Annotated in this window: 15 protein-coding genes; 8 read left to right on the top strand and 7 right to left on the bottom strand. The window is 26.0% G+C overall.

Going from position 1 to position 25,729, the window contains the following annotated elements; all coding sequences use genetic code 11:
* Positions 1 to 7 precede the first annotated feature (7 nt).
* The 8 genes from AC2JAQ_RS08270 to AC2JAQ_RS08235 all read left to right on the top strand — a co-directional run bounded on the left by AC2JAQ_RS08270 (position 8) and on the right by AC2JAQ_RS08235 (position 14,438).
* The gene (locus AC2JAQ_RS08270) at positions 8 to 1,138 is read left to right on the top strand and encodes a deaminase domain-containing protein (protein WP_488456008.1); all 1,131 of its coding nucleotides are present in this window, start codon (positions 8 to 10) and stop codon (positions 1,136 to 1,138) included.
* 137 nt (positions 1,139 to 1,275) lie between these two features.
* Entirely contained in the window at positions 1,276 to 1,596 is a 321-nt protein-coding gene (locus AC2JAQ_RS08265) for a hypothetical protein (protein WP_488456007.1), read from the top strand.
* Between the two features lie 2 nt (positions 1,597 to 1,598).
* On the top strand, positions 1,599 to 2,516 hold the full coding sequence (locus AC2JAQ_RS08260) for a coiled-coil domain-containing protein (RefSeq protein WP_488456006.1): 918 nt from the start codon (positions 1,599 to 1,601) through the stop codon (positions 2,514 to 2,516).
* 184 nt (positions 2,517 to 2,700) lie between these two features.
* The gene (gene dptF, locus AC2JAQ_RS08255) at positions 2,701 to 4,584 is read left to right on the top strand and encodes a DNA phosphorothioation-dependent restriction protein DptF (protein WP_488456005.1); all 1,884 of its coding nucleotides are present in this window, start codon (positions 2,701 to 2,703) and stop codon (positions 4,582 to 4,584) included.
* A 4-nt stretch (positions 4,585 to 4,588) separates the two neighbouring features.
* Positions 4,589 to 5,980, top strand: a complete 1,392-nt coding sequence (dptG, locus tag AC2JAQ_RS08250) for a DNA phosphorothioation-dependent restriction protein DptG (RefSeq protein ID WP_488456004.1) — start codon at positions 4,589 to 4,591, stop codon at positions 5,978 to 5,980.
* A complete protein-coding gene (dptH, locus tag AC2JAQ_RS08245; RefSeq protein ID WP_488456003.1) occupies positions 5,961 to 11,132 on the top strand; it encodes a DNA phosphorothioation-dependent restriction protein DptH in 5,172 nt (1,723 codons plus the stop codon). The genes dptG and dptH overlap by 20 nt, the downstream gene beginning before the upstream one ends.
* 134 nt (positions 11,133 to 11,266) lie before the next feature.
* A complete protein-coding gene (locus tag AC2JAQ_RS08240) occupies positions 11,267 to 13,021 on the top strand; it encodes a KAP family P-loop NTPase fold protein (RefSeq protein ID WP_488456002.1) in 1,755 nt (584 codons plus the stop codon).
* A gap of 202 nt (positions 13,022 to 13,223) precedes the next feature.
* On the top strand, positions 13,224 to 14,438 hold the full coding sequence (locus AC2JAQ_RS08235) for a hypothetical protein (RefSeq protein WP_488456001.1): 1,215 nt from the start codon (positions 13,224 to 13,226) through the stop codon (positions 14,436 to 14,438).
* A 192-nt stretch (positions 14,439 to 14,630) separates the two neighbouring features.
* Here AC2JAQ_RS08235 and AC2JAQ_RS08230 read toward each other — a convergent pair whose 3' ends face one another.
* The 7 genes from AC2JAQ_RS08230 to AC2JAQ_RS08200 form a co-directional block, all read right to left on the bottom strand.
* Positions 14,631 to 15,821 (bottom strand): cysteine desulfurase family protein, encoded by a 1,191-nt coding sequence (locus AC2JAQ_RS08230; protein ID WP_488456000.1) that lies wholly within the window; start codon positions 15,819 to 15,821, stop codon positions 14,631 to 14,633.
* Positions 15,818 to 16,207, bottom strand: coding sequence for a DndE family protein (locus AC2JAQ_RS08225; RefSeq protein ID WP_488455999.1), 390 nt, complete (start codon positions 16,205 to 16,207; stop codon positions 15,818 to 15,820). Before AC2JAQ_RS08225 ends, AC2JAQ_RS08230 begins: the two co-directional genes overlap by 4 nt.
* 2 nt (positions 16,208 to 16,209) lie before the next feature.
* Complete coding sequence (gene dndD, locus AC2JAQ_RS08220; protein WP_488455998.1) at positions 16,210 to 18,366, bottom strand: DNA sulfur modification protein DndD; 2,157 nt, start codon at positions 18,364 to 18,366, stop codon at positions 16,210 to 16,212.
* Positions 18,356 to 19,981, bottom strand: a complete 1,626-nt coding sequence (gene dndC / locus AC2JAQ_RS08215) for a DNA phosphorothioation system sulfurtransferase DndC (protein WP_488455997.1) — start codon at positions 19,979 to 19,981, stop codon at positions 18,356 to 18,358. Before dndC ends, dndD begins: the two co-directional genes overlap by 11 nt.
* Complete coding sequence (gene dndB / locus AC2JAQ_RS08210) at positions 19,974 to 21,074, bottom strand: DNA sulfur modification protein DndB (protein WP_488455996.1); 1,101 nt, start codon at positions 21,072 to 21,074, stop codon at positions 19,974 to 19,976. The genes dndC and dndB overlap by 8 nt, the downstream gene beginning before the upstream one ends.
* 961 nt (positions 21,075 to 22,035) lie before the next feature.
* A complete protein-coding gene (locus AC2JAQ_RS08205) occupies positions 22,036 to 24,753 on the bottom strand; it encodes an SH3 domain-containing protein (RefSeq protein ID WP_488455995.1) in 2,718 nt (905 codons plus the stop codon).
* A 405-nt stretch (positions 24,754 to 25,158) separates the two neighbouring features.
* Positions 25,159 to 25,716 (bottom strand): hypothetical protein, encoded by a 558-nt coding sequence (locus AC2JAQ_RS08200; RefSeq protein WP_488455994.1) that lies wholly within the window; start codon positions 25,714 to 25,716, stop codon positions 25,159 to 25,161.
* Positions 25,717 to 25,729: the final 13 nt, after the last annotated feature.

Here is a 25,729-nt window from a genome sequence, read left to right as displayed (position 1 = left end):
AAAATATATGGTACAAAAGAATAAAGAGTTAAATAGAAAGAAACTAAGGGTAAGGATTAAGGATAAAAAAGAATTTAGGAATGTATTAAAAAATGAAGGATTTGAAATAAAAGATTTTAAAGAGGAAAAAATTAAGGAGCTACTTTTAAATGAGTTCATCGTAAAGGATAATACTTTAAGAAAAATGAAAGAATGTATAAATGATGAAATTGCTTATAGAGTAGATGATATAAAAGACTTTATTGATTATATAGAAAAGATATTGCTTTTTGAGAAGAATCATAAGCTTTTAGTAAGTAAGATTAAGAATATGGATGAATTTTATATAGATAGAATTGAATATGAAAAAGAAGTGCAATTTCAAGAAGACATTTATAATCTTATGGAAATTGTTGAGGAGATAAAATTAAAAACCAAGGAAGAAATATCAGAAGAAGAACGTGAAAGGTTAATAAACTTAGAGAAGGAAATAGAAGAGGAGTATCTTTATGCAAAGGATATAGAACTTCTTAAAAGTATGGTTATAAAAAATAGTTGTAAAGTAAAGGAAAGTTATAATAGGGATACAAAGGTGAAAAGACTTTTAATTAAGTCAGAAGAGAGTTTAGGGTATGGATATGTTAAAGTTAAAAAAGGAACAGTGGAATATCATGAATACTTAAATAGAAATATTCCAAGAATGAGAAGGTTAATAAAAAATATAGACAAGTATATTGAAAAAGATAAAGTACATATAGAAAAAATAAGAATAAACCAAAGCAAGGCTCTTCAAGATTCAATAAATGTAGCTGTAGCATTATTTAATGGAAAAGAATTTAAAGCTATTAGTGGAAGCAATGAGATATTTGGATATTGTGAAGGAAGAAAAGAAGAGAAACAAGCCTTCAAAAGTATGAAGGTAAATAAGCTTGGTAAGTTAGGTATAGGATACAATAGAATAAATGATAGTGAAAAAAAGATATTTGAGGAAATACATAGACAGATAGAGAAAAAAGAAATTAAAGGAGAAGGAGATCTTACTCTATATAGTAAGTGGGAACCTTGTCCAAGCTGTTATTTAGTAATAAATCAATTTTCTAAAAAGTATCCCTTAATAAATGTTAGAGTAAAGTATGGCGAAAAGTATGGTTCTATATAGTTTAAAATGAATTTATATACCTTAATTTTGAATATTTTTAGATGAATTTAAATTTAATTTAAACTTTATTGACTTAAAAGTATAAAGATGTAAATGTAAATATATACGAGGATTTATATTTTTAAGGGGGACATAAGATGAAAAATTCATTTATGAAGAAAATTTCTAATTTTAAAGCTCTTATTGCATTAGGAATAGGAATAACTTTAGTAATCTCTTTAAATAGTAGAATTTATAGAGATCACGTTGATAGGTTTAAAGAAAAATACATAATAGCTAAAGAAAAGCTTAATGATTTAGTTTTAGAAAATGATAAAGCAAAGGAAAGAAAAGAATCATATGTAGAACTAAAGAAAAAGTATGATGAACTAAATGCAAAATATACTGATTATGAAAAAAATACTTTAAAAACTTTAGATGAGAAGATAGCAGATTTAAAAAGTGAGATAGGAGAATAATCATGAAGAATAGCTTAAAAAACTTTTTAGATAAGTTACCTGGAGTAAGTGGGAAATATAGAGTGTTTATGGCTTCATATTATGTATTTTTTGCTTTTTTAGCTTTATTTGATTTTATAAGTAAAATTACTATGGGTAATATTATTTTTAGTATGTGTATGTTTTTCTTAATTTTACCGTCAATAATAGTGGGAATAAGAAAAATAAATACTTTAGATAGAAGAGGTAAATTAAATTATTTATTATATCCAATATTATTTATATTTTTATTAGGAATTAATCTAAATTTAGATTTAAACAATGAAAATAATATAAAAAGGGATGGACTAAAAGAGTTAGGAATAGATGAAACTTTATATAGAGATACAATAGAAGAGTATGAACAAATAAAAGAAGAATTAAATAACAACAAAGTTGATGAAAATGATTATAAATTAACTGAAGATAACTATAAAAAACTTGAAAGTTCTTATGAAGCTTTAAAAAATGAAGTAGATAAAAAACAAGAAGTTTATGATAATCTTGTACAGAAAAAAGCTGAAAAAGAAGAGCAAGAAAGAATAGCTAAAGCAGAAGCTGAGAAAAAGGCTAAAGAGGAAGCAGAAAAAGCTGAAAAGGCAAGAATAGAAAAAGAAGCTAAGGCTAAAAAAGAGTCTTCAAAAAATAATCAATCTAGCAACAAAAATAGTGGAACATTTAAATCAAATGGTGGAACAGCTAGCCATGATAATAGAACAGGATATGGTAGTCCGGATAGTGATCCTAATGAACCCGTAGTAACATCTGATTATGGATATGTAGCGAGCGGAAATAACTATATCCATAAAACTACAAATTGTAAGTTTATAAGAGGAAAGTCAGCAAGTAAGGTTAGTGTTAGTGCTAGTGGAAAGCATACATGTAACTGTTGGTATTATTAATTAAAAGGTAGTTTTAAACTACCTTTTAATTTTATAAATAGGTAGAAGTTACAGGGAATTGGACAATTATACGTAGAGATTTTATAATAAGAATATATTATTGGTTTTTATAGAAATTTTTGAAAAAATTAAGGAGTTTTTTATAATAAATAATTAAGAAAATTAGAGAAAAAGGAGAATTTTAGTGGACTTTAATAAAGTTATAGATAGTAATGAGAGAAAAAATGAAATTGAATTAAAAAAAATAATGTCAATTGATAAAGATTTAAAAGAAAAAAACGAGAATCCTATAAAAAATAAAGAAATAAAAGAACTAAATAGAAATTGCTTAATAGATGAATTAGGTAGATTAAAAGAATCTTCTAAAGAGGCTGTAGAAGGATTAAATAGTTTTAGCGATTTTAAAAATTATATGCATATAGAAAGAAATGTTCAAAGTAAACTTGAAGATTTAATAATAAATGCCGCTAAAAGTGATAAAGCACAACTAATATTAGTTTGTGGTAGTGTAGGAGATGGAAAATCTCACATCATATCTTATTTTAAAAATAAATATCCAGATATTATTTCAAAGTTTAAGCTTCATAATGATGCTACAGAAAGTTTAGAACCTAATCAAACATCTATGGATACTTTAAATGATGTATTAGATAAGTTTAGTGATGAAAAAATTGATTCAAGTAATCAAAAATTTATATTAGCTATAAATCTTGGAACTTTAAATAATTTTATTGATTCTAAGTATGGTTCAAGATTTACTAAGTTAAGAGATTTTGTAGAAAGCCATAAAATACTTGAACAAACCATAGTAGAAAATGATTTTGATGAAGAAAGTAATATTCAATTTGTGAATTTTTGTGATTATCATCTTTATACAATAAAAGATGGTAAAGTTAAATCAGAATACATAAAAGAGTTGCTTGGAAAACTGACTAATAAATCAGAATTAAATTATTTTTATAAGTCGTATAAAGAGAATTGCACAAACTGTTCAATTTCTAATAGATGTCCAATAAGAGCTAATTATGATCTTTTAAATAGTGAAGAGGTTCAAGAAAGTATTATAGACTTACTTGTTCAAGTAATAATAAAAAATAAAGCTATAATATCAACTAGAGCTTTATTGAATTTCTTGCATGATATATTAATATCTAGAACGTATATAGATATTAATTCACCAACATTTAAGCAAAAAATATCAAGATTAAAACCTGAAGAGTATATAAATTCTTTAATGCCTAATATATTATTTAGCCATAAAGAATTATCAGCAATATTCGAAGGATTAAATAGATTAGATCCATTAAATATAAGAAATGAAGAGTTGGATGATTTTGTGATTAAATTTAACAACTCAGTAAATCTAATAGAATTATTTAATGAAAATATTGATTATCCAAAAGGTTTTTTAGGTAGTATTCAAGAGTTAGATTTTAATGATAAACAAGTAGTAAATAAAATAAGAATTGACTTATTAAAACTATTTATTAGAAGTTATTTATTATGTGGTAAAAACAATATCTTTTCATTAAAAGATGATATTTATGATGAGTTTATAAAAAATCTTTATTATTGGAATAAAGGTGAAAAAGGTAAACTTAAAGATTTATATAGTTTTATAAAAAATGGAGTTTTAAAATGGAACGGAGAAGCTGATAAGGATAGTATAAACATTTTTATCGGAAATAGCCAAACTAAATATAAGGTTAGTGAAGAAATTGATTTTAAGGCTGATACAAGTAATTTACCTAGTAATAAAGATAGTGAATTAATAAAGTTTTTAAATACTATGGAAATTAAATTTAAGAGTGATAGATTAGAAAATTCTCAAACTATTGATATAGATTATTCATTATACAAATTATTAAGGAAAATTAATAATGGATACAGACCAAACAAAAAAGATAAAAATCAATTTGTTAAATTTATTGAATTTATAAATAAATTAGAGAATTCTGGTTCACAAAATAAAAATCTTTTATTTACAGAAAAAAATAGAGGGAATAATAAAAAATATATATTAAAATATAATGATGAATTTGAAATATATGAATTTGTGGAGATTTAAGAAAATGAGTGAATTTAAAGATTATAAAATACATTTAGACAATTTTAAAAGTGAATTTAAAATCATAGAAGAAGATTCAACAGTAAAACATAAACATTGTTCAAGATTTAAATTATTGCCTTATGTTACTGGTGATGGAAAATTAGTTCATGATTTCTCGGGAGTTGTTGGAGCATTTTCTAGACTTATTTCAGAGAAAGACATAAATAGCGCTTTTGATTGTGAAGAATTTATAAAAGAGGTCACTGAACAAATTGCCGAATATGATGGGGATTTAAGTAAAGAGACTTTTAAAGATATAATAAGAGAAATGTTTATAGAAGATGAAAATTTAGCTTGTTTTGATATTAAAACATTAAATTATATATTTTCAACAAAAAATGATATTAGAATAGCTAATTTTATATATTCAATATTGTTTGATAAGACCATGAAGAACGATGTTCTAATTTACTATAATAAGGAAGTAAATAATATTTTATATAAGCTAGTTTTACAATCGTTGCCTATCTTAAAAGATAAGAAATATTTAGTAGATAATTATAAGTGTTATTTACCTTATGTTAAGGAACTATTTGTAAAAGATTTTAGCTTTTTAATACAGCATGAAGAACTATATAAAAATTCTTTAAGAAGAATTTTAGAATACTACTATATGTTTTATATATCACAACTTATTATCAAGTTAGATAAGTTTGAAAATGCAGAGTTAGATAAAGTCGAAAATATTTATTATACTTTATCTTGGGAAAGCACATCTAAAAATAGAACTGCATATAGGTTAGGTTGGGAATTACTGAAAAAAAAAGCTAATTCATTATTTTCTCATGCTGTATTATTAGAGATATTAAATACAAATGGAGATGAAAATCAACTTGGCTATGTAGAATTAGCAAAAGCTTATGATTCTATGGATAAAAATGAAATTGAAAGGAATTTAAGAGAAGTTATTGATGTATATAAGAGTCGTATAAAAGATGTAGTTTGGAGTGATCTAAAATATACTTCTAAACAAAGTAAAATTAATGGATTTAACGAAATATATAAATTATATGATTCAATAGAATACCAATTTAATAAGAGTTCAAGAAAAAGGGCATATGATGGTTATAGAAATTGGTTTATAAAGTTTGTTGAAAGTAATTTTGGAAAAAGAAGAGGAGCATTAGGATATACCTTAAATATAACCGAAGATGATATAATCTTAATGACAAAAATATGTATTAATGATAAGAAAAGATTAAAATTAAATATATTATTTGAAGAGTTTGAGAAAAGAGGATTATTCTTCGACAGAGATTCAAGTAAAAAAATAATTCAGCTTTATGAAAAATTAAACTTACTAGAAAAGAAATCAGATAGTGGGGATGCACAATATGTTAGATCAGTTTTATAGTTATTTATCAGAAAGAATTTTAGAGTTTTTTAAAGATAACCCTTTAAATTCAGGAGCAAAATATAATATTCAATTTGAGACTGAGGAACAAGTAAGAAATTTATATAATGTTTTAAAGGAAAATACTTTAAGTGAAACTTATGAATATAAAGATGAAAATGGAAATATTAAGTACAAATCATATAAATTAAATTTTCATGATGGTAAAGAGTTAATAATTGCTGCCACTATTAATAATGTTCAACCAGACTTTTTAACTAGACTTAGAAATATGGTTGGACATGAACCTAGATATGAGAATAAGGGAATACTATTTATACACAATACAACTTTGGATAGTATTGTTGGTGGAACAGAATCTTTTTCAAAAGAAGGTATGCCATTTCATGTAAATTATATACAAAATAATATTAAAGAAAAAATTTCAAACAATAATTTTAGTCAGGTAGATAAAGTTATTGTTGAAAAAGACTTAGAGAGAAAAAATAAGTCATTATTTAAAGATAACAATTCAATTTTTGAGTATAGAGAAATCTTAGAGATAATAAATAAAGGATATATAGATAAAAGTGAATATAGAAACTTTGGACTTTTTTATGATAGTAAATTAGATGGAATGACTGAAAAAGAGTTAAAAAATAGAATAGATGAAAATGCATTGTATTTTGGAAGAGTTGCTGAAATTCACAATTATGGCAATCCAGAAAATGAACTTGAGAAGTACTTTGATGATAAAGGGATTGATAAACTAAAGGATACTAACTGGAAGGATGTTGAGTATAAGTATGTAATAAAATCTGTTGAAGAGAAAAAACAAATAAAACCTTTAGAATATGTAGGAGCTTCTGTAGAATGGGACAAAGAAGAAGGAACTTCTAAGGCAAAATCAAGAACTAGAAATATAATAGTATTTAATGAAAATAACTTAGAAGAAATAGATTTAGAATTTACATTTGATAATAGGCTAAAAAAAGAATATATTCATGAAAATGGAATAGTTGGTGATTTAAAAGCTAGCACTTCAGGTAGAAAATTAAATGTAACCTTAAAGGTGGATGAATTCAAATCAAATTTTTATAAAGTAATTTATAAGCCGGAAAAACTGAAGTTTGAATTTAAAATAGTTGTTTTAAACTTTAATAAAAAATACTTAGAGGCAATAAAGCCTAAATACACATTGTTTATTAATAAGAATGAAAGTTATATTTCTATAAATACAAATGATTCAACTATTATATTTAATGAGTTTGAAAGTAATAAATCAGAATATCAATTAACTTCTAATAATGAACAGATAAAGATACCTTCAGATGAGTTAGTAGAAATTAAAATAGCAGAAGATTTTAACTATGAAAATGATGAGGAACTTATTAGATTTACAGCAAAAATTGAAAATGAGATTATACCATTTGGAATAATTGGAACAAATCAAGCGCCAGAATATGCAACAGGTATTAAGGTGTGGAAACTTAAAAGAGAGAAGAAGTCTGACTTTAAATCCATAGGAGATAATAAGCTGGGTTTTGGAACAAGAGAATACTTAATAAGAGATGAATTTAGAAAAAATCTTTCTTTAGAAAAAGAGATTATAGAAAAAGAAGGATTGTGTTTTGTTGAAACTACAGAGGGATTAGAGGAAAGTGAACTTTCACTATATTCTGAAGTAAGAGAAGCTTATTCTAAAATTCTAGAGTATTATAAAAAATCTAGAAGATTACCTAGTTTAACATATTTAAATGATAATTTGAAATCAATATATAAGGATTTCATAAAAGTTTATTTAGAAGCATTAAATTCAATAAGTGAAGGAGGATATTTAAATAAGGAACAAAAGAATTTATTTAAATTAGGAGTGATAAAAAGAGAAATAGAAGATAAAGAATTAATATTTACTCCATTACATCCTTTAAACATAGCTTATCAATTAAAAATAAATGATGAACTTGGTGGCGAGGATTTATCAGATGAAATCATTAAGAGGTTTACTTCAACTTATCTTTTACCTTATATAGTTGGAGAAGAAAATGAACTGTATATTCCAATGGAACAATTACATTCTCCAGAGTGGAAATATTATGTTGATGAAAAATTACCAAGATATAAAGGATCTAGGGAGTTTGTGTCAAAGCTGGTTACAGAAAAAATTGAAGAGTTTGTAGGCCATTTTAGATATTTATTTAACATGTCTGAAAATGCAGCAATTAGAATAAATTTGATAAACACAGGAGATAGCAAAGAAATTCTTCAAGGAATTTTTAAATATTACACAAAGAGACTTAAATCAGGAAATAATGTATTACCAATAGATTTATTTATATATTCAGATAAAAATATAACAAATGTTTTTGAAGAAGTTGCTTTTAATGAGAACATAGCTAGTCTAAAAGGGTTATATGGTATAGATTTAAAAGTTGATAATATGTCAGAAGAGGATGTACTTAATCTTTATAGAGAAAAGGTACAGTTCTATACAAAAAAAGTTGAAGAGGGAATAGAATATGCTCATATTACATTCTTAGAGATGAGTGAAGATGTAAGGACTATAACATCAAAAATGAGTGATATAACATCAGGAGTAATATTAAATGGTGAAATCTCTGGGATTCCATCAGTATTTTTAGGTGATGCATATAGAACTGGATTTGGTACTAAATATGCAAATACTGATACTGATTTAATGAATGTTGCTATGAAACTTAATGCACTAAATACAGCTTCTAATGGAGAGCCTTTTAATAGTGATCAATGTAAAGCAATTTCAGTTCCTAATAAAAGTAAAAGTTCATTAGATGATATATATAATGCAAGTCATTGGGTAACATTTATAAATCCAAAGGTTGATTTAAACTTCTTTAAAAGTGATCCTGATGCAAAAGACTTGTTAATAATACATTATAGTGATCAATATACAACTGCTGGAGGGTATGATGCAATAACTGTAACTAGAAAATCAACTCCTTATCAAAGAGTAATTGAAGAATTCTTAAACAAGAATGAAATAGAAAATTCTGAAGAGTACTCTCCAATGATAATAAATATGTTTAATGCTATAAATGGAGATTGGTTATTAAGGTTATTATCAAGTAAGTCACATTTTCCTAAAGAGAAAATAAGTATACTTTCAGCTGTTAAGTTAGCATTAGCTAAATTTAAAAATGAAAATATAATATGGGTACCAATATCATTAGAAGAGATTCTAAGAGTTTCTGGAGGGGTAGGACTAAAACAATCAGAAGGATTTTTCTCAGTTAAAAACTTAGGGTTTGATAATAATGGTGCTACAAGTGATGACTTATTGTTAGTTGGAATAGAAGAAAAAGATGAAAAAGTATTTGTTAATTACTATCCTATAGAAGTTAAGATTGGGATAAATGATGATGGATATATAAAAAAGGGCATAACACAAGCTAAAAAAACAAAAAGTCTCCTTAAAGAGACTCTATTACCTAAAGAAGGTGAAGTGCTTTCAAATACAAAGAAAGTATATAGAAACTTCTTGATGCAATTAGTAGTATCAAGTGCAGAGAAATTAAATCTATATGGAGTTTGTAATAATCAAAACTGGGAAAAAGTAATTGATTCTGAATTAAGAAGAAAGTTGTTAAATGAAGATTATCAAATAGTAGATTCAATGGATAAAATTTTAGGACAAGCTGCTGTAGTGTCTTTCAAAAGAGGTGTAACTAAAAATATTTCTGAAATAACTGAAGATGTTATGGTTATAGAAATGTCAGAAGAAGATGGAATTCAATTTATAACTAAAACAGTTAGTGAAATTGAAGATTTAATTTCTAAAGTTGATTTTTCAGTAGTAGAAAATATTGAAGGTGTAACTGAACAAGATGTAGATAGTAAAGAAACTATTGAGAATACTGATGGTGAAGATTTTGTAAATAACGAAGTTATTTATGAAGAGAATACAACAGGAGAAGTAGTTAAATTAAGAGAAGAGATTTCAGATGATTGTAAAGAAACAACAGAAAGTTGTAGTAGTCAAATAGAAGAAAATAGAACTATGGAAATAGTATTTGGAACTAATGAGAAAAACAATAAAAAAATCATTCTTTATCCAAATGATACCAATAAGGTTCTTCATACGAATACAGGAATAATTGGAACTATGGGAACTGGAAAAACTCAGTTTACTAAGTCAGTAATTACTCAAATTCATAGAGAATCAAAGAATAATGTTGATGGAAAAGACATTGGAATTCTTATTTTTGACTATAAAGGAGATTATAATAAGTCAAAAGAAGACTTTATAGAGGCTACAGATGCTAAGGTGTTTGAATTATATCATTTACCATTCAATCCATTATCAGTTGTAAAAGGACCAAATTCAAAACCAATGCTTCCTCTTCATACTGCTAATAGTTTAAAAGAAACTATTGCAAAAGGCTTTAGACTTGGTAATAAGCAAGAAACAGTATTAAGGGAACTTATAATGGAGGCTTATGAGAAGAGAGGAATTATAAAAAATAAGCCAGATACTTGGGATAAGCCAGCACCAACATTAAAAGATGTTTATGATGTTTATGAATCAAGGGAAGATTTGAAAAAAGATGATAGTTTATATTCTGCATTAAGCAACCTTATAGATTTTGAAATATTTGAACCAGATCCATTTGAGACTAAAAGCTTATTTGAACTTATAGATGGAGTTACAGTAATAGATTTATCAGGATATGATGAAGGAATACAAAATCTAGTTGTAGCAATTACATTAGACTTATTCTATGCTCAAATGCAGGCTGGGGGACATAGTAAGATAGAAGGTCACCTAAGACAGCTGAACAAAATAGTTTTAGTAGATGAAGCAGATAACTTCTTAAGTAAAGATTTTGCAGCATTAAAGAAAATACTAAAAGAAGGCAGAGAGTTTGGAGTAGGAACAATACTTTCAACACAATTATTAACTCACTTCTCAACAGATAAGAATGATTATGCTAACTATATATTAAACTGGATTGTTCATAGAGTTGATGATTTAAATAATAGAGATGTTAAAAAACTATTTAATGCTCAAAGTAAGCAGGAAGAAGATAAATTGGTAACAACTATTAAAGGATTAGCTAAACATCATAGTCTGGTTAAGATAGGTGATAGTGAAAGACCATCATTTATGAAGGACTTAGCTTTTTGGGAGTTATAGTAATTTAAATATCATATAAAAAAACAACTTAAATATTCAATAAATTAATATTTAAGTTGTTTTTTTTGTAGAAAATTTTATAAAAATATCAAAAAAAGTTAATTTTTATGATAAAATAAGACAGGGTGAACAAAATGCGAAATTTTTTAAATGATACAGCAAGTGAATATGATTATTTGGGATATAAACCTTATATAGAAGCTTTTAATTATATACTAAAAGAAAATAATAAATTAATTACTCCACCATTAGTCTTCGGAATTCATGGTAAATGGGGAGAGGGAAAAACAACTTTTATGAATTTAATATGTAAAAGAATTGAAAAAGATTTTTATACTATAAATATAAATCCATGGGAATATGGTGATAATAAAAAATTTATAACAATTTTTTTAGCAAAATTATATGAAAAAGTTAAAAGTGAAAAGTTAAAATTAAATAAATCTGCAAAAGCAGATTTTGTAAAAACAATATTTAAACCTTTAAAAATATCTCTAGGTTTTTCAAGTATAAAGGCAGAATATGATTTTGATAAGTTTAGCCAAAAGCAACAAGAAGAAACAATAGATTCTATTATTAATGAAAATTTCGCGTTAAAAGAATCTATAAATCAAATATTAGGTAATGAAATATTTAATAAAAAAAAGATAGTAATTTTTATTGATGATTTAGATAGATGTGATGTCGATAAAGTAATGGAGGTAATAGAATCTATAAAATTAGTATTAAATTCAAAAAATTGTATTTTCTTTTTAGGGTGCGATATTACTTATATAGAAAGTGCGTTAGCTAATAAATATAAAGGTATTATTCAAATATCGAAAGAGGAGTATTGGAAGGAGTTTTCAAGAGAATATTTAGAAAAAATTATACAAATTCCTTTTTATATACCTAAAAGTGATACTGAGTCAATTGAAAAATATATTGAATCAATAATATTTAATTCTAAAAAAGATGAAAGAAAAATAAATATAAAGAATGATTTGTTTAAAGAATTTCAAAATGATTTACAAAAACGATTTATTATGAAGTTAATAGATTATACTAAAGTAAATCCAAGAAGAATTAAAAGAATAATGAATTTAAGTTTTTTGAATTATGTTTTTTTAAAGTTTAAAAATATAAATGGCTTAAAGGTAGATACTAATCTATTAGTATTATTATGTATAATAAGAGAGGTATATCCAGAATATTACAAAAAGTACTTATCATATAAACAAACATGCATTAAAATATTTAATACATCATTTGAACTTTATAAAAAAGAAGATGATGAAAGTTTAAGTAATAGAGAAAGTGTTGATAAATTTAATGAAAAAGAAAAATATGAAGAAGTATTTAAATTATTAGAGTTATACTTTGAATACCAAAAATTAAACAGTAAAAAAGCTATAAATGAAAAATTGAATAATATTGAGATATATATAAATGTAAACAATATAAGTAGTTCAGAAGAATATGATTTATCAGAATGGGGAGATATAGCAAATATTAAATCGGAAATTACAGGAAGAAAATTAAAAGTGTTTTTAGAACAAATTAAGGAAAATAAAAAGGCTAAAGAAGTTATATTTTGGTTTTTTGATTCTTTATATAATATATTTAAAGAAAAAATTAAGTTAGGTATAGTTAAAAATGTACAAGTATATGATAAAGAAAATGATATATGGTTGTTTAGATTTGATTATGATACAAAATTAAATGAATTAAGTATAGTATTTTTTTGGAGAAAAAATACTAGTGGATTTATTGGTTTAAATAAGAATATTAATTATAATGGATTTACAAATAACAAAATTTCAATAAATGATAAATTAACTGAAGGTGATATAGAAACTATAAAGCTTGATATAGAAAACATATTTAATATATATTTTAATAAAAGTTAGTAGGAATTATGAATTATAAATTAAATATGTTAGTTTGTTATGAAAAATAGCTTAATTATACGTATAATTACTACTTCTTTAAAATTTATATAAGTTTGAAAAATTTTTTATATGGCAAACTTTATTGTATTCTAAAGAATTGAAAAGAGTGATATTTATTTAACTTAACATAACAGATTAAATCAAAAAAGTGGAGGGAAAAATGAGGTATTTAACATTAGATATTGATGAGGCTGAAAGAGAGCTAATTCAAGAGAATAAAATAGAACAAAAGAAAACTATAAATAGAGAATTAGCAAGAGCTAGAAAAGAATCTAAACAAGAGAAGTGTAAATATTGTGGTAAAGAAACAACTAGTTTTTGTAATTCTCATACTTTACCAGCTTTTTGTTTACGTAATATTGCTAATGAGGGTAAGGTTTTGATAACTAATGCATTAGTTGGATTTCCTTTAATTGATGAAGAAAAAGGAGTAAATAATGCTGGAACATTTCAATTGATTTGTCGTGATTGCGATAGTAAAATATTCCAAGAGTATGAAGATCCTGAAAATTATAAAGAAAAGCCAACAAATGAAATGTTAGCACAAATAGCTATGAAAAATAGTTTGCGTTATATTGGAAAAAGACAATATGAACATGCTATTTTTGATTTACCTACATTTAGCAATGGTGCTACAAATATTTTTGGGGTGAATTTAGATGACGTTTTAGATGAAATAGAAGCAAAAAGTTTTAATGAGGATAATAAGGAATTAGATGAAATGTCTGATTTCTTAGATTTTCTAAAAGAACTACAAGGAGTTCAAAAAGGTTTAGATATAAAAGAAAATATGCATATAAGTCAAGAATTAGACTTAAAGGAGTTAGAAGATTCATATCAATTAGCTAAGAATAGAGCATTAGGAATAGACAAGAGTCAGTATGAGCTTATTTTCTATGAAAAACTAAATTATGTTACTCCAATAGCTTTTCAAGGTCCAATAGCTCTAATACAAGATTTCAATAATGAAATAATTAATGATAAATTTTGTTTAGATCCGGAGTATAAGATCATGGATTTAAATATTTGCATATTTCCATTAAAAAATGAAACTGTAGTTATGATATTTATGGATTCAGAGTATAAAGAAAGATATAAAAATTTTTGTAGCCAGTTTGATAAATTATGTTTAGAAGAGAAGTTATCAGTAATAAATTACATGATATTTTTATATTCTGAAGATATATTTTTATCAAAAAAGCTTGGAGAAGAAGTATTAAAAAATAAAAATTTAATAGAAGTAGCTCAAACTACAGAAATTGCTATTAGTGAGTTATTATTTGATAGTGGAGAGGAGACGGAAAAAGAAACATATAATTTGAATAAACATAATACTATACCTAATTTATTAAGTGAAGAATATAAATTAAGATAATCTAATTAAATTATAAAGAATCTATATTGTAATTCATCAAGTATATAATAGAATATTAAATGGAGAATTATAATGATTTAAAGAATATCTTCAATAGATTTGGATAAAGAAATACAAAAATAAGTAACTAAACTTAATAAAATGATAGTCAAAAAAATATATCCACATAGAATAATATATGTGGATATATTTTTATAATAAAAATTTATTTATATCATAAATTAATAAATTTTTATTTAAACTAATTCGAATAAAGTGATTAGTGCAATTAGCTTTACCAATCTCTTGTATGATATATGATGGTTCACCAATTCCACAAGCAGAACCTGCTGAAATAGCTACTTTATCAGCTAAATTCTTTATTAGCATTTCATTTATTACATTTGGTATAATCACACCTATTACACCAGGTATTTTATTTTCTGGATCTCCTAAAAACTTTATTTCAGGATACTTTTCTTTTAAAATACTCTTAGTTTCTTCCTCAAGCTTAAGCATTTTTTCAATATAATTATCCATATCTCTTTTTGCAATTTCACAAGCTTTTCCGAATCCTACTATATTATGAACCGCATGAGTTCCAGCTCTATATCCAAATTCTTGTTGGCCTCCATGTATAAGAGAAGTCATTTTATAATTATTAAAGCTTTCTTGTCTTATAAAAGCAGCTCCAACCCCTTTAGGTCCATAAATCTTATGAGCAGAGAATGATAGGAAGTCTATAGGAGTTTTCTTTACATCTATAGAAACTTTACCTAATACCTGTGTTGCATCAGAATGTATAAGTATATTGTTTTCTTTAGCAATCTTAGAAAGTGAGTCTATATTATTTAAAGATCCAATTTCATTGTTACCCCAGATAAAAGAAGCTAAAATAGTATTTTCTTTTATAGAATTTTTAAAGCTTTCATCAGTAACTTGACCATATTCATTAACTGGTAAGAAACTTACTTCAAAACCTCTATCAATTTTCTTAGTAGTCTTTTTCTTTTTTAGAAATTGACTTGCAATTGTTTTATCTGGATTATTCCAAAATACATCACCATTTAAAAATTTACATGTTTGTAAAATGGATTTATGTTCTACAGTTGAAGTTATAATATGATTACCTTTATCTTCATAAAATTTAAGATAATCAGAAACACCTTTAATAATCATATTATTACTTTCAGAAGCACCACTTGTAAAAATAATTTCTTTTGGGTCTGCATTAATTAAAGCAGCTACTTGCTCTCTTGCTTTTTCTACAGCTTTTTCTGCGTTAACAGCTAATGTATAGTGTCTACTAGAAGGGTTACCGTATTCTTCTTTTAAATACGGTAACATTGCCTCCAAAACTTCTGGGTCAATTGGAGTAGTAGCACTATTATCTAGATATATCATATACTAGCATCTCCTTCATCAAGTATCTTAGTTATAAATTTTTCTAAGTTACCCCCTGAGTATTTATATTTATTATATAGAAGTTCAGCACCTCTATCCATATGAAGTTTCATATAAGTAGGGTAGTATTCATCATCTGAAATATGTCTACCTAAATTCATTTCAATAAGAGCTTTAAATATAGTATCAAATTCACCAGTAACAGTAGCTCTTTGTAGTTCAAGTCCATTTGTATCTTTACTTTCATATTCTTCAATAGGTGTTTCATGATTTAGAGACATAGAAACGGCTATTTTACTTAATGCAAATGGTTTAAGATTTGAACTTCCACCTAATTCTTCAAATATTTCTTTTGTCTTTTTTGACGTTTTTAATCTAAATCCCATAATTACACCTCAAAATATCCATTTTTAACTTCTGTTTTTCTTAAATCTGTATTGTAAAGAAGTAGATATTCATTACATACATAAGGCTTAACAACTTTATATAATTCGCTATCAATTTCTTTGTTAGTTGAAAGTATAATTACTTGTTTACTTATATTAGGTAAATAAGTTGTTGTTAAAGCATTTCTATGAGTTTCATCTATACGTGCATATGGTGTATCAATTATAAATGGTATTTCAACACCAGAACTCTTTATAATAGCCCAAATTAAACAAAGTATATAAATTTGTTTTTCACCTTTTGAAAAATCATTTATGTTAACCTTTGAACTTAAAGAAATATATTCAACTAAGGCTATCTGCTCAAGTTTTTTAGTTAAATTCTTATAGTTTGATACATCAAAATAACTAAACAAATCATCTATGAATTTAGAACCATATTTCTTTTCAGTTCCTTCAAAACCAAGGTTAGTTAATATATTTAATATTTCATTTGTATCATATTCTTTATTTATGTAAAGAGTAGAATTAAATGAATCATCAATTACTATACTATTAACATAATTGTCTTTTCTTATAATATTTTTAAATATATTAATAAATTCGTGCTCTATAGCATCAATTTTATCTCTAGTAATATTTTTTAGAAGTTTATCTAAATAGCTAATTATGCTAGATGACATTTCTAAAACATTATTATTTTGTAGTAATGATGTAAGTTCATTTTTAGCTCTTGTTAAATGATAATCCTTTAAAGATAATTGATTATTTTTTTCTTCAAGTTTAGCTTTTGAAGAAGTAATTATATTTTCAGTTTCACTTATTTGTTTGTTTAAAATAGTAGTTGATTCTAAATAGTTATTTAAGAAATCACCAGAAACTGTTGAATTAAGTTTCTCTCTTAAAATTTTCATACTTACTGAAATTTCTTTAAGTCTAGTGAATTTTGATAATATATCAGATTTTAAATCACTACTTTTACCTAATATATTATTAATTATGAAGTTGATTGAATTTTTATCTTCGTTTGAAAGTTCTAATATATTAGAAATATCCTTCATTTTATCTACTTCAAACATTTCATTTAAAAGAGTTAAGGCTATTTCATCATAATTAAGGTTATTGTGTTTAGGTAAATGTTTATTGAGTGTTGATTCTATAATATTACCGGACAACTTTTTACTTATACTATTAAATGAAATAAGTGAATCTTCTTCTTGAATTTGTTTTTTAGTATCTTTTAATAACTTAGATACTATTAAAAATGGTAGAGTATCATTACAAAAATCTTTAATTTCTTGATTTATTTCTGTACGTTCAGATTCAAGCTTGTTAATCTCTGAATTTAACAATAATCTTTCTTCTTCAAAAATACCACCACTATTTCTAAAGTTATCGTCAGCATTTTGTTTTTTTATATATAAATCATCAAGAATAGTTTTATTATTTAAAATAGTATTTTCAAGTTCTTTTATATCATTTTTCAACTCATATATTTCTGATGAAATTTCATCATACTTAGCTTGAGCTTCATCTAAATTTTTATTTGATTTAGAATGAGTTCTTTGATAAGAAAGCAATTGTTTTTTTAATACATCAAAGGTATCATAGTTGAAAAGTTCAAGTACAGCTTCTTTTAAGTTTGAACTTGATGATTTACCAACAAAGAAATCACTTAATTCTTCACCATCAAAAAAGAAAAAGTCGAATAGTGAAGGTGGCAACACTGATTTTAAATATTTGTCGAAATAAAGTTTATCATCTTCAGAAAGTTCGTCATTATTTAAAAACACCTTAAATTCTTCATTTAATTTATGATTTTTATATTTCCATATACGTTTAAGATAATAATTTTTTAATTCTGTTCCTTCTTTAAATGAAAGACTTAATCCTATAAATGATTCTATATCTTCATTTTTAAATGCATTATCATTAATATTATTTTTAATTTTAGTTTGGTAATTATAATTGTTACCAAGGTAGCCGTAAGTTGTAGGACCGTATATACAAAGTTTAATTGCTTCAAATAGAGTAGATTTACCAGCTCCATTTTCACCACCAATTAAAACTATGTTTTTATTACCATTTGGAGTAAATGAGAAGGTAGTTTCGTCTTCATATGATCTAAAGTTTTTTAGTGTTATATTATTAATTATCATTGTCTATCTCCTCAACTAAACTTTTGTGTAAGTGTTTTTGATTTAATAATTTACTTATAGATTTATCCAGTATAGTTTTATTAGTAAAATGTTTATATTTATTGCTTTCTATAAGTAATTTATTAATTAAATCCTCTGGGATACTTGTTTCTACACATAAATTAGATATCTTTTCTAATGTAGAATTGTCAAAAATAGGTTTTTTATAATCATCCCAAGGAAGTCTATTACCAGTTTTATTATAATAAATATCAACTAAGCTTCTACGAGTTAAATCTTCCTCGTCATCCCAAATTTTATCTATTGCTTCTAACTCTTGAATTGTTATTAAATCAAGGTCATATGCTTCTTGAATTTTAGCTTGAGTTTCAAGTAATTTTTCAAGAATAAGTTTTCTAGCTTTAAAATTAAATGGTCCATACCCAACAACATTTATGAATTCACCCTTTGAATCAGATTGAATTTTACTAACATCTAATTTAATGTCTTCACCAGATTCAATCGTTGGAATTAGTTCAAGGAATATTTTGTCTTTATCTGTTGATTTTTTATTTAAAAGTTCATCAGTTTCTCTAGATCTAACTAAATCTATATATCCTTCATTATTTTCTTTATCAAAGAATAGATGGTTTTTATCAATAATATAATCACTTAATAAAGGCATTTTGTCTAAGTAAAGTTTTTTATAATAATGATTACCATCTCTTCTATATTGTTGTCTATATTCATGTTTATCACGTATGCTTAATAACCAACTTCTAAAATCAAGTAGTGGTTGAAGTTCAGTTTCTCCACTTTCAATAAATCCAGTCAATGATTTATCTTCTTTAACAACAGTACATATCCAACATCCAAATCTTGAGTTTCCACAAGATGGTGTCTCTGAATCATTTGTTACGGTGAAAGGACATTCTCCACCTTCACCACCCATATAAAGGGCAAATAAATCATTATTATTGGTTCCCCATGGTGTTTCACCATTATTTGAAAGTAGAATAGCCCAAACATCATCTGTTGTAAGTTCAACAATAGGATTATAAACATAAGTGTTTTGTAGAGTTACATGAGGAGTTAATAAATAACCTTCAATTTCTCTATTTTTTATTCTAATTCCTCTTGCTATACTTTCAGATTTTCTAACACCAAGTAATACTACAACCTCTCCATTTTCTTTAACTTTATCTTCAATAAATTTATTAGAAGGCTTAATTTTTAATCTTTCAGTACACCATCTAAACCTAATAGAAGTAGGGGTTGGAAGACCCTTGCCAATTACATTAGCCCAAAATGTATTATTATAATCTGGATGTATCATATCAGTATATAAAGGCAATCCTAAATTTTCAGCACCTTCATTTATATATTTTGAGTTTTGTTGTAAATAAGATAATACTATAGGATTTTCAATTAATGTATCTGATGAAATTACATAAACAGGTTTATGTCTTTCTTCCTTTGGTAAGTTTTGAAGCATTTTAAATGCTAATAAAACTACAGTAGTACTATCTTTTCCACCACTGTATCCTATAACCCAAGGTCTTGAATCATTTTTATATACACGAGTCATTTCTTCTAGTATATTATTTATTTTGTCATTTATATTTAAACTACTCATTTTTATTTTCCTTCTGCTTTCTATATGAATTTTCTAATTCCAATTCATCTTTATTAAGTTCAAGACCTATTTTTATTTTTATAAAATTAGTGGTTAACTTAATATAGTTGGAATTTTTTACTATACGTCCATTGGTTCCAATAGCACGATTGCCCCAATCTTCAAGATTAGACCTATTCCAATCAATAGTACTTATTTTATTTAGATAGTCTTTCCAATTAGATTTATTTTTTCTAAAAAGACAATTTCCTATAACTCCTAAAGCTTCAAGTACAACAGCATTGGAACTAATATAAGATTTTCTAAAATTACAAGGGCTAATTTCTTTATTAAAAACAAATTGCCATTCTTTCATATTTGTACATAAGCAATCCCAAAATTCATATACAAATTTTTGAGTAGATTCATCCTTAGGATTAAGTTTACAAAGTAATTTTTTATTTGTTTCATTTATACTACTTAATGTAAATAGTTTATTTGAATACTTAGACAAAGAAGGCTGTTCCCTATCTGTAAAATATTTTAGAAAACTATTTTTTTCAATAAGTGATTTAGTGGTTAAGGCAATTGGATCTCTAGAATCATATAAAATACCTATTGACTTTGAAACATTAACAGCATGCTTATTTAAATCAGCAAATATTTGTTGGCTTCTATTAAGGCCCTCATCTATAAATAAAACTACTGAGATAGTTTCGCTACCTAATTCAGGTGAAATTTTTAAAGCCTCCTCAATAGCTGCTCTTCTATGCTGGCCGTCATTAATTAATAATCTACTATCCATGGACACATGCAAAGTTCCCATGTTTTCATTTGAAGCTTTTTCAAAAGGTTCAAATGAAAATTCACCATCAATTGATGCTGTGACAGAAGAAAATACATAGTCATTAGGATTATCCACCATATAGGATGTTATTTCAGGTATTCTAGATTTATTTAATAATCTTTGTGCACGATATTCTGGAGGTAGCTCATCATCATTAAAAATAAATAACTTTGATAGTACAGATAAAGGACACATAATTACGAAAAACTCTCTAGATGCCTGAATTCCTTTAAGTGCTGGAAATGTATAAAAGAAATTATTATCCATTTTTAACCTCCTTACGTACGTAATTATAGTACTTATTATATCAAAAAAATATATATCAGTAAATTGAAGAGGTGTAATAAGAACAATTAAATAAAAATTATAATTTATGATTTTTATTTTTTAGTACATTTGGTAGAAAGAAAAAGTAGAATATGATGCTTAAATTTAATAAAATAATTTTAATACAGATAGAAGAGGAAAGTAGTAAGAGTTTTAAAGACAATATGATTTAAGTAAATTGATAAATGAGCATAGAAATAGCTATTTTTTTTATTGAAAACTTATAAATATTAAGCACACTTTAGAAGTTCTGCCGGACTTTTAATATTTCTGCCAGATTTTTTCAAAGTCCGTCATAGGCTCAAACCCTTGATATTACTTGTTTCTGCCAGACTTTGCTCAAAATGACGGACTTTTTCTTATTTTGTATACTACGTTATATAAGTTATTTGTTTTTATTTTAATTAATATATTTTTTCCTATACTATATAAATAGAAAAAGTCCGTCAAAAGTGTCGAAAGCATTGAAATCACTAGAAAAACTCTGGCTTCAAGTCCGTCAAAAGTCCGGCAGAAGTCCGTCATTGTATCAAAAATTAATCACATGTATTAAAATATAAAATTAGAAAATAAATAACATATATAGATATTGGTTTTGAAAGATAAGAGCATGAGATTTAGTGAGAAAATAAAAAACTCCTTTTGTTAGAAGAAAACGAGGATTAAATCCAGTTTTTTAACAAAAGGAGTTTTTATATAGTATTAATTTTAGCTAGTCCCTCGGAACTATTTAATTTCGCAAAGAGTTTCTATTATCTACTCTAAAATAATAGCTAAGACTTTTAAACTTGCTATGCTTAGATAGAAAAAGTCTCTTAACACTAATATTTTTCCATAGATAATGAAACTTTAGATACTTATTAAGATGTTCTTATAGTTTTATTTAAAATAATAGAAAAGTTTATTGAATAATATATTTATTATAGCACCATCCTATATTTCCATTGTAATCAACTTTAGACCAAGTATCGCCTTCCTCTAAAACTGTTACTTTTGCTCCATTATACATATTAGTTAATCTAGATGAGGAAGAAGTGTCCTTACTAGAATGTAACCATAAACCACCATTAGCTTTTATATGAGCTGTTTTCGTACTTGGCTTAGTAGATATGGTAGATACTTGTGAAGATGATGGATTAGTTAAAAATTCACTTGAACACCATCCTATATTTCCATTATAGTCAACCTTAAACCAAGAACCACTTTCATCTAAAATTGTAACTTTTGAACCTTTGTTCATTATAGTTATTCTAGAAGAAGCATAGGAGTCTTTACTAGAGTGTAGCCATAAACCACCATTAGCTTTTATATAAGCTGTTTTTACAGTTGTTTCAATAGGTCTACTTGGTTCAACTGGAGTAGTTGGCTGAACTGGTTTACTTTCCTCTGTATGATTAGTTGATGAACCTTGAGATGTAATTGTTGGGTTAGTTAAAAATTGACTTGAACACCATCCCATAGTTCCATTATAGTTAACCTTAAACCAAGAACCACTTTCATCTAAAATTTCAACTTTTTCTCCATTACTCATTACAGTCATCCTAGAAGAAGCATAAGAATCTTTACTAGAGTGTAGCCATAAACCGCCATTAGCTTTTATGTAAGCTGTTTTTATAGTTGATTCAGTAGGTTTACTTGGCTCCACAGGCTTAACAGGTTTAGTAGGTTCTACTGGTTTGCTAGGTTCAGTAGGTTTAACTACTGGACTTTGAGAAGCAACTGGTTCTGTTAAGTATTCACTTGAACACCAACCTGTATTTCCATTGTAATTAACTTTAAACCAAGAACCGTTTTCTTCTAAAATTGTAACCTTTGCACCTTTGTCCATAATAGTTATTCTAGAAGATATATAAGAATCTTTAGTAGAGTGTAACCATAAACCACCGTTAGCTTTTATAGAAGCAGTTTTTACAACTGTATTATCAGGTTTTGAAGGAGCTACTGGTTTACTTGGTTCTGAAGGCTCTGTACCTGGAACCTTAGTAGAAGTTATGTTAGTTAAATAATCCTTTGAACACCAACCTGTGTTTCCATTATATTTAACTTTAAACCAAGATCCACTATCATCTAAGACTTCAACTTTTGAGCCATTACCCATTAAGGCTAATCTAGAAGATGTATAAGAATCTTTGTTAGAATGTAACCATAAACCACCATTAGCTTTTATGTAAGCTGTTTTTAGGGTTGTTTCAACAGGCTTACTTGGCTCTACAGGTTTATCAGGCTTAGTAGGTTCTGCTGGCTTACTAGGCTCAGTTGGTTTAACAGGTTTACTTAAATCCTGTTCTTTATTTTGATCAGTAGAGTCATTAGGTTTTGTTGGCTCAACTGGTTTGTTTGGTTTTTCTGGAGTAACAGGCTTTTCAGGCACTTTAGACTCATCAGTAGTTTTAGATGGTTCACTTGGATTAATTGGTTTCTTAGAGTCATCTGGCTTATTAGGTTTAGTTGGAGTAGTTGGTTCAACTGGTTTATTAGATAAATCTTCTTTTGCTTCAGTGTAGTTAGTATACTTATTACTTATATAAGCCTTTTGTCCATTATAAAGAACCTCATACCATCCATTTGATGCTTTGCCAGTTACAGTGAATTTATCTCCTCCATGAGCAAGTCCTACAGCTGTTATTCCTTCAGTAGTAGGAAATGGCTTTTCATTAATATAAACATCTTGCTTAGCTGTTACAGTCCCTTTAAATGATTCTACAGTATATTTATGGTTCTGTGAACTAGAAGAAGTTGAAGTAGTAGTGCTTGTATTAATAATATCGGAATTACTATCACCTTTTATAGCATTTCCTTTATATTTATAATATCTTGTAGCTTTATACTGTCTATTCCATCCATTTTCTTTAGAAGGGGTTTGTCCATTTAAATTACGATTTGCATAAGCATCTCCTTGAGTATAGGCTTCATTTCCCATTACATAAGCAATTCCATTTGCTTTATCCTTCCATCCCATGAAACACATTGTATGATATTCACCCGCAAAGATAATATCTCCCTTTTGGATGTTTGAAAAATCTCTATGCATTTCCCAGTTATTATCTTCTAACCAATTCCAAAGGACTGAAGTATATCCAATATTATTTGGAACTGGTATTCCTATTGCTCTTAAACAAGCAGCTTGGAAGAAAACACAAGTATTACTAGGGTCCCCATTATGTAAGCGAATAGCTTCATTCATAGCATTAGCTTGATTGCTCTTAACCTTTTCATATTCATATAATCTTTTATTAACATCTGATGCAAAGTCATTTGAATTAGAAGGTAAGACTGCAAAAGAAGCATATCTTGATTGCTTTGGAACAGGTAACTGAACTTCTTCTATAACAGGTTTTTGTTTTTTTACCTCTTCTTTAATTTCTGCATTAGTTTTTGCTTGGTCTTTATTTTTAGCTTTAGTCTGTTCTTCTTGTCCAACTTTAGATTTGTTTTGCTTTTGTTCATTTTTAGACTGTACTTTGTTTTCTGATTTAAGATCTTCTTTGTTGTTTAATTGCTTTTTTTCGGGTTGCTTACTTTCCTCCTTACTTTTTACTACAGCAACTTTAGAGTTAGATAAATCAATATTAATCTTATCATTTGCTTGCTGCTGTTGCTGAACTATTGCTACAGCCATTAAAAATCATCTCCTATTTCTTATATTAATATTTTAAAAAGTTTTTGTATTAAAAAATGGCTATGTTTTAGGTGAGTGTTGATTTTAACTAGTCATTCAGACTACTTAATTTTAAGTAAAAATTAACTCTATCTAAAATCAACAATAGTTTTAAATAGCACATTATATTTAAATTTTTCCATTGCAATTATATCATACTTGGAAATGTTAATAAATGATGAAATAATTATGAATTTGAGTGGTCGTAAATAATGATAATGCAAATAAAAAAATACCGATTCTAAAATGCAATATAATTAAGGAATTTTAAACTTAATCATCATAGATATATTGTATATAAATTAAGAATTTTTAAATAAAAAAATAGATAAAGTCAAATCTTTATCTATTTTTTTACTAATATATTTAATTTTCAGTTAGTAATTTTCTAACATCTTCTGGTGAAGAGAGTGGTGCAACTGAACGAAAAGTATAATCATCATATAAAAACATAGTTTCATTTGAAGTTTCATTTTCTCCTAATAGGAATAATGCTTTTGTATATTTATTAGAAGCCACTTGGTTTTCACCTAAAGGATATGAGAATTCTTGAGGAGTAATATATACAAACTCTAGTATTCCTCCTTCATAAGTACTATAGTCTTCTTTATTTTCTACAGGAAAGGCACATTGACAATGCCCTTCTATAGTTTTTAGGCGTTTCTTAGTTAATTCAACTATCTTATTGAATTTTTCATCTGAGGAATCTAATGTTATTTCTTTACCGTCATTAAAAAATACTATATTATCGGGAGTAGCTAATTGATTTTCATTTTCCTTTAATTTTTCATATCTAGATTTAGTTGATTCCTCTGTTGTATTTGATGAATTTCCTTCAGGATTATTAACATTACATCCAACTAAGGACAAACTTAAAGATCCAATTAATAATAGCGATATCAATCTATTTTTCAATAAATTCATTCCTTTCATCTTA

The sequence above is a fragment of the Clostridium sp. LIBA-8553 genome (assembly GCF_057782465.1).
The sequence above is the reverse complement of the archived record's forward strand: the minus strand, read 5'-3'. Positions and strand labels throughout refer to the sequence as shown.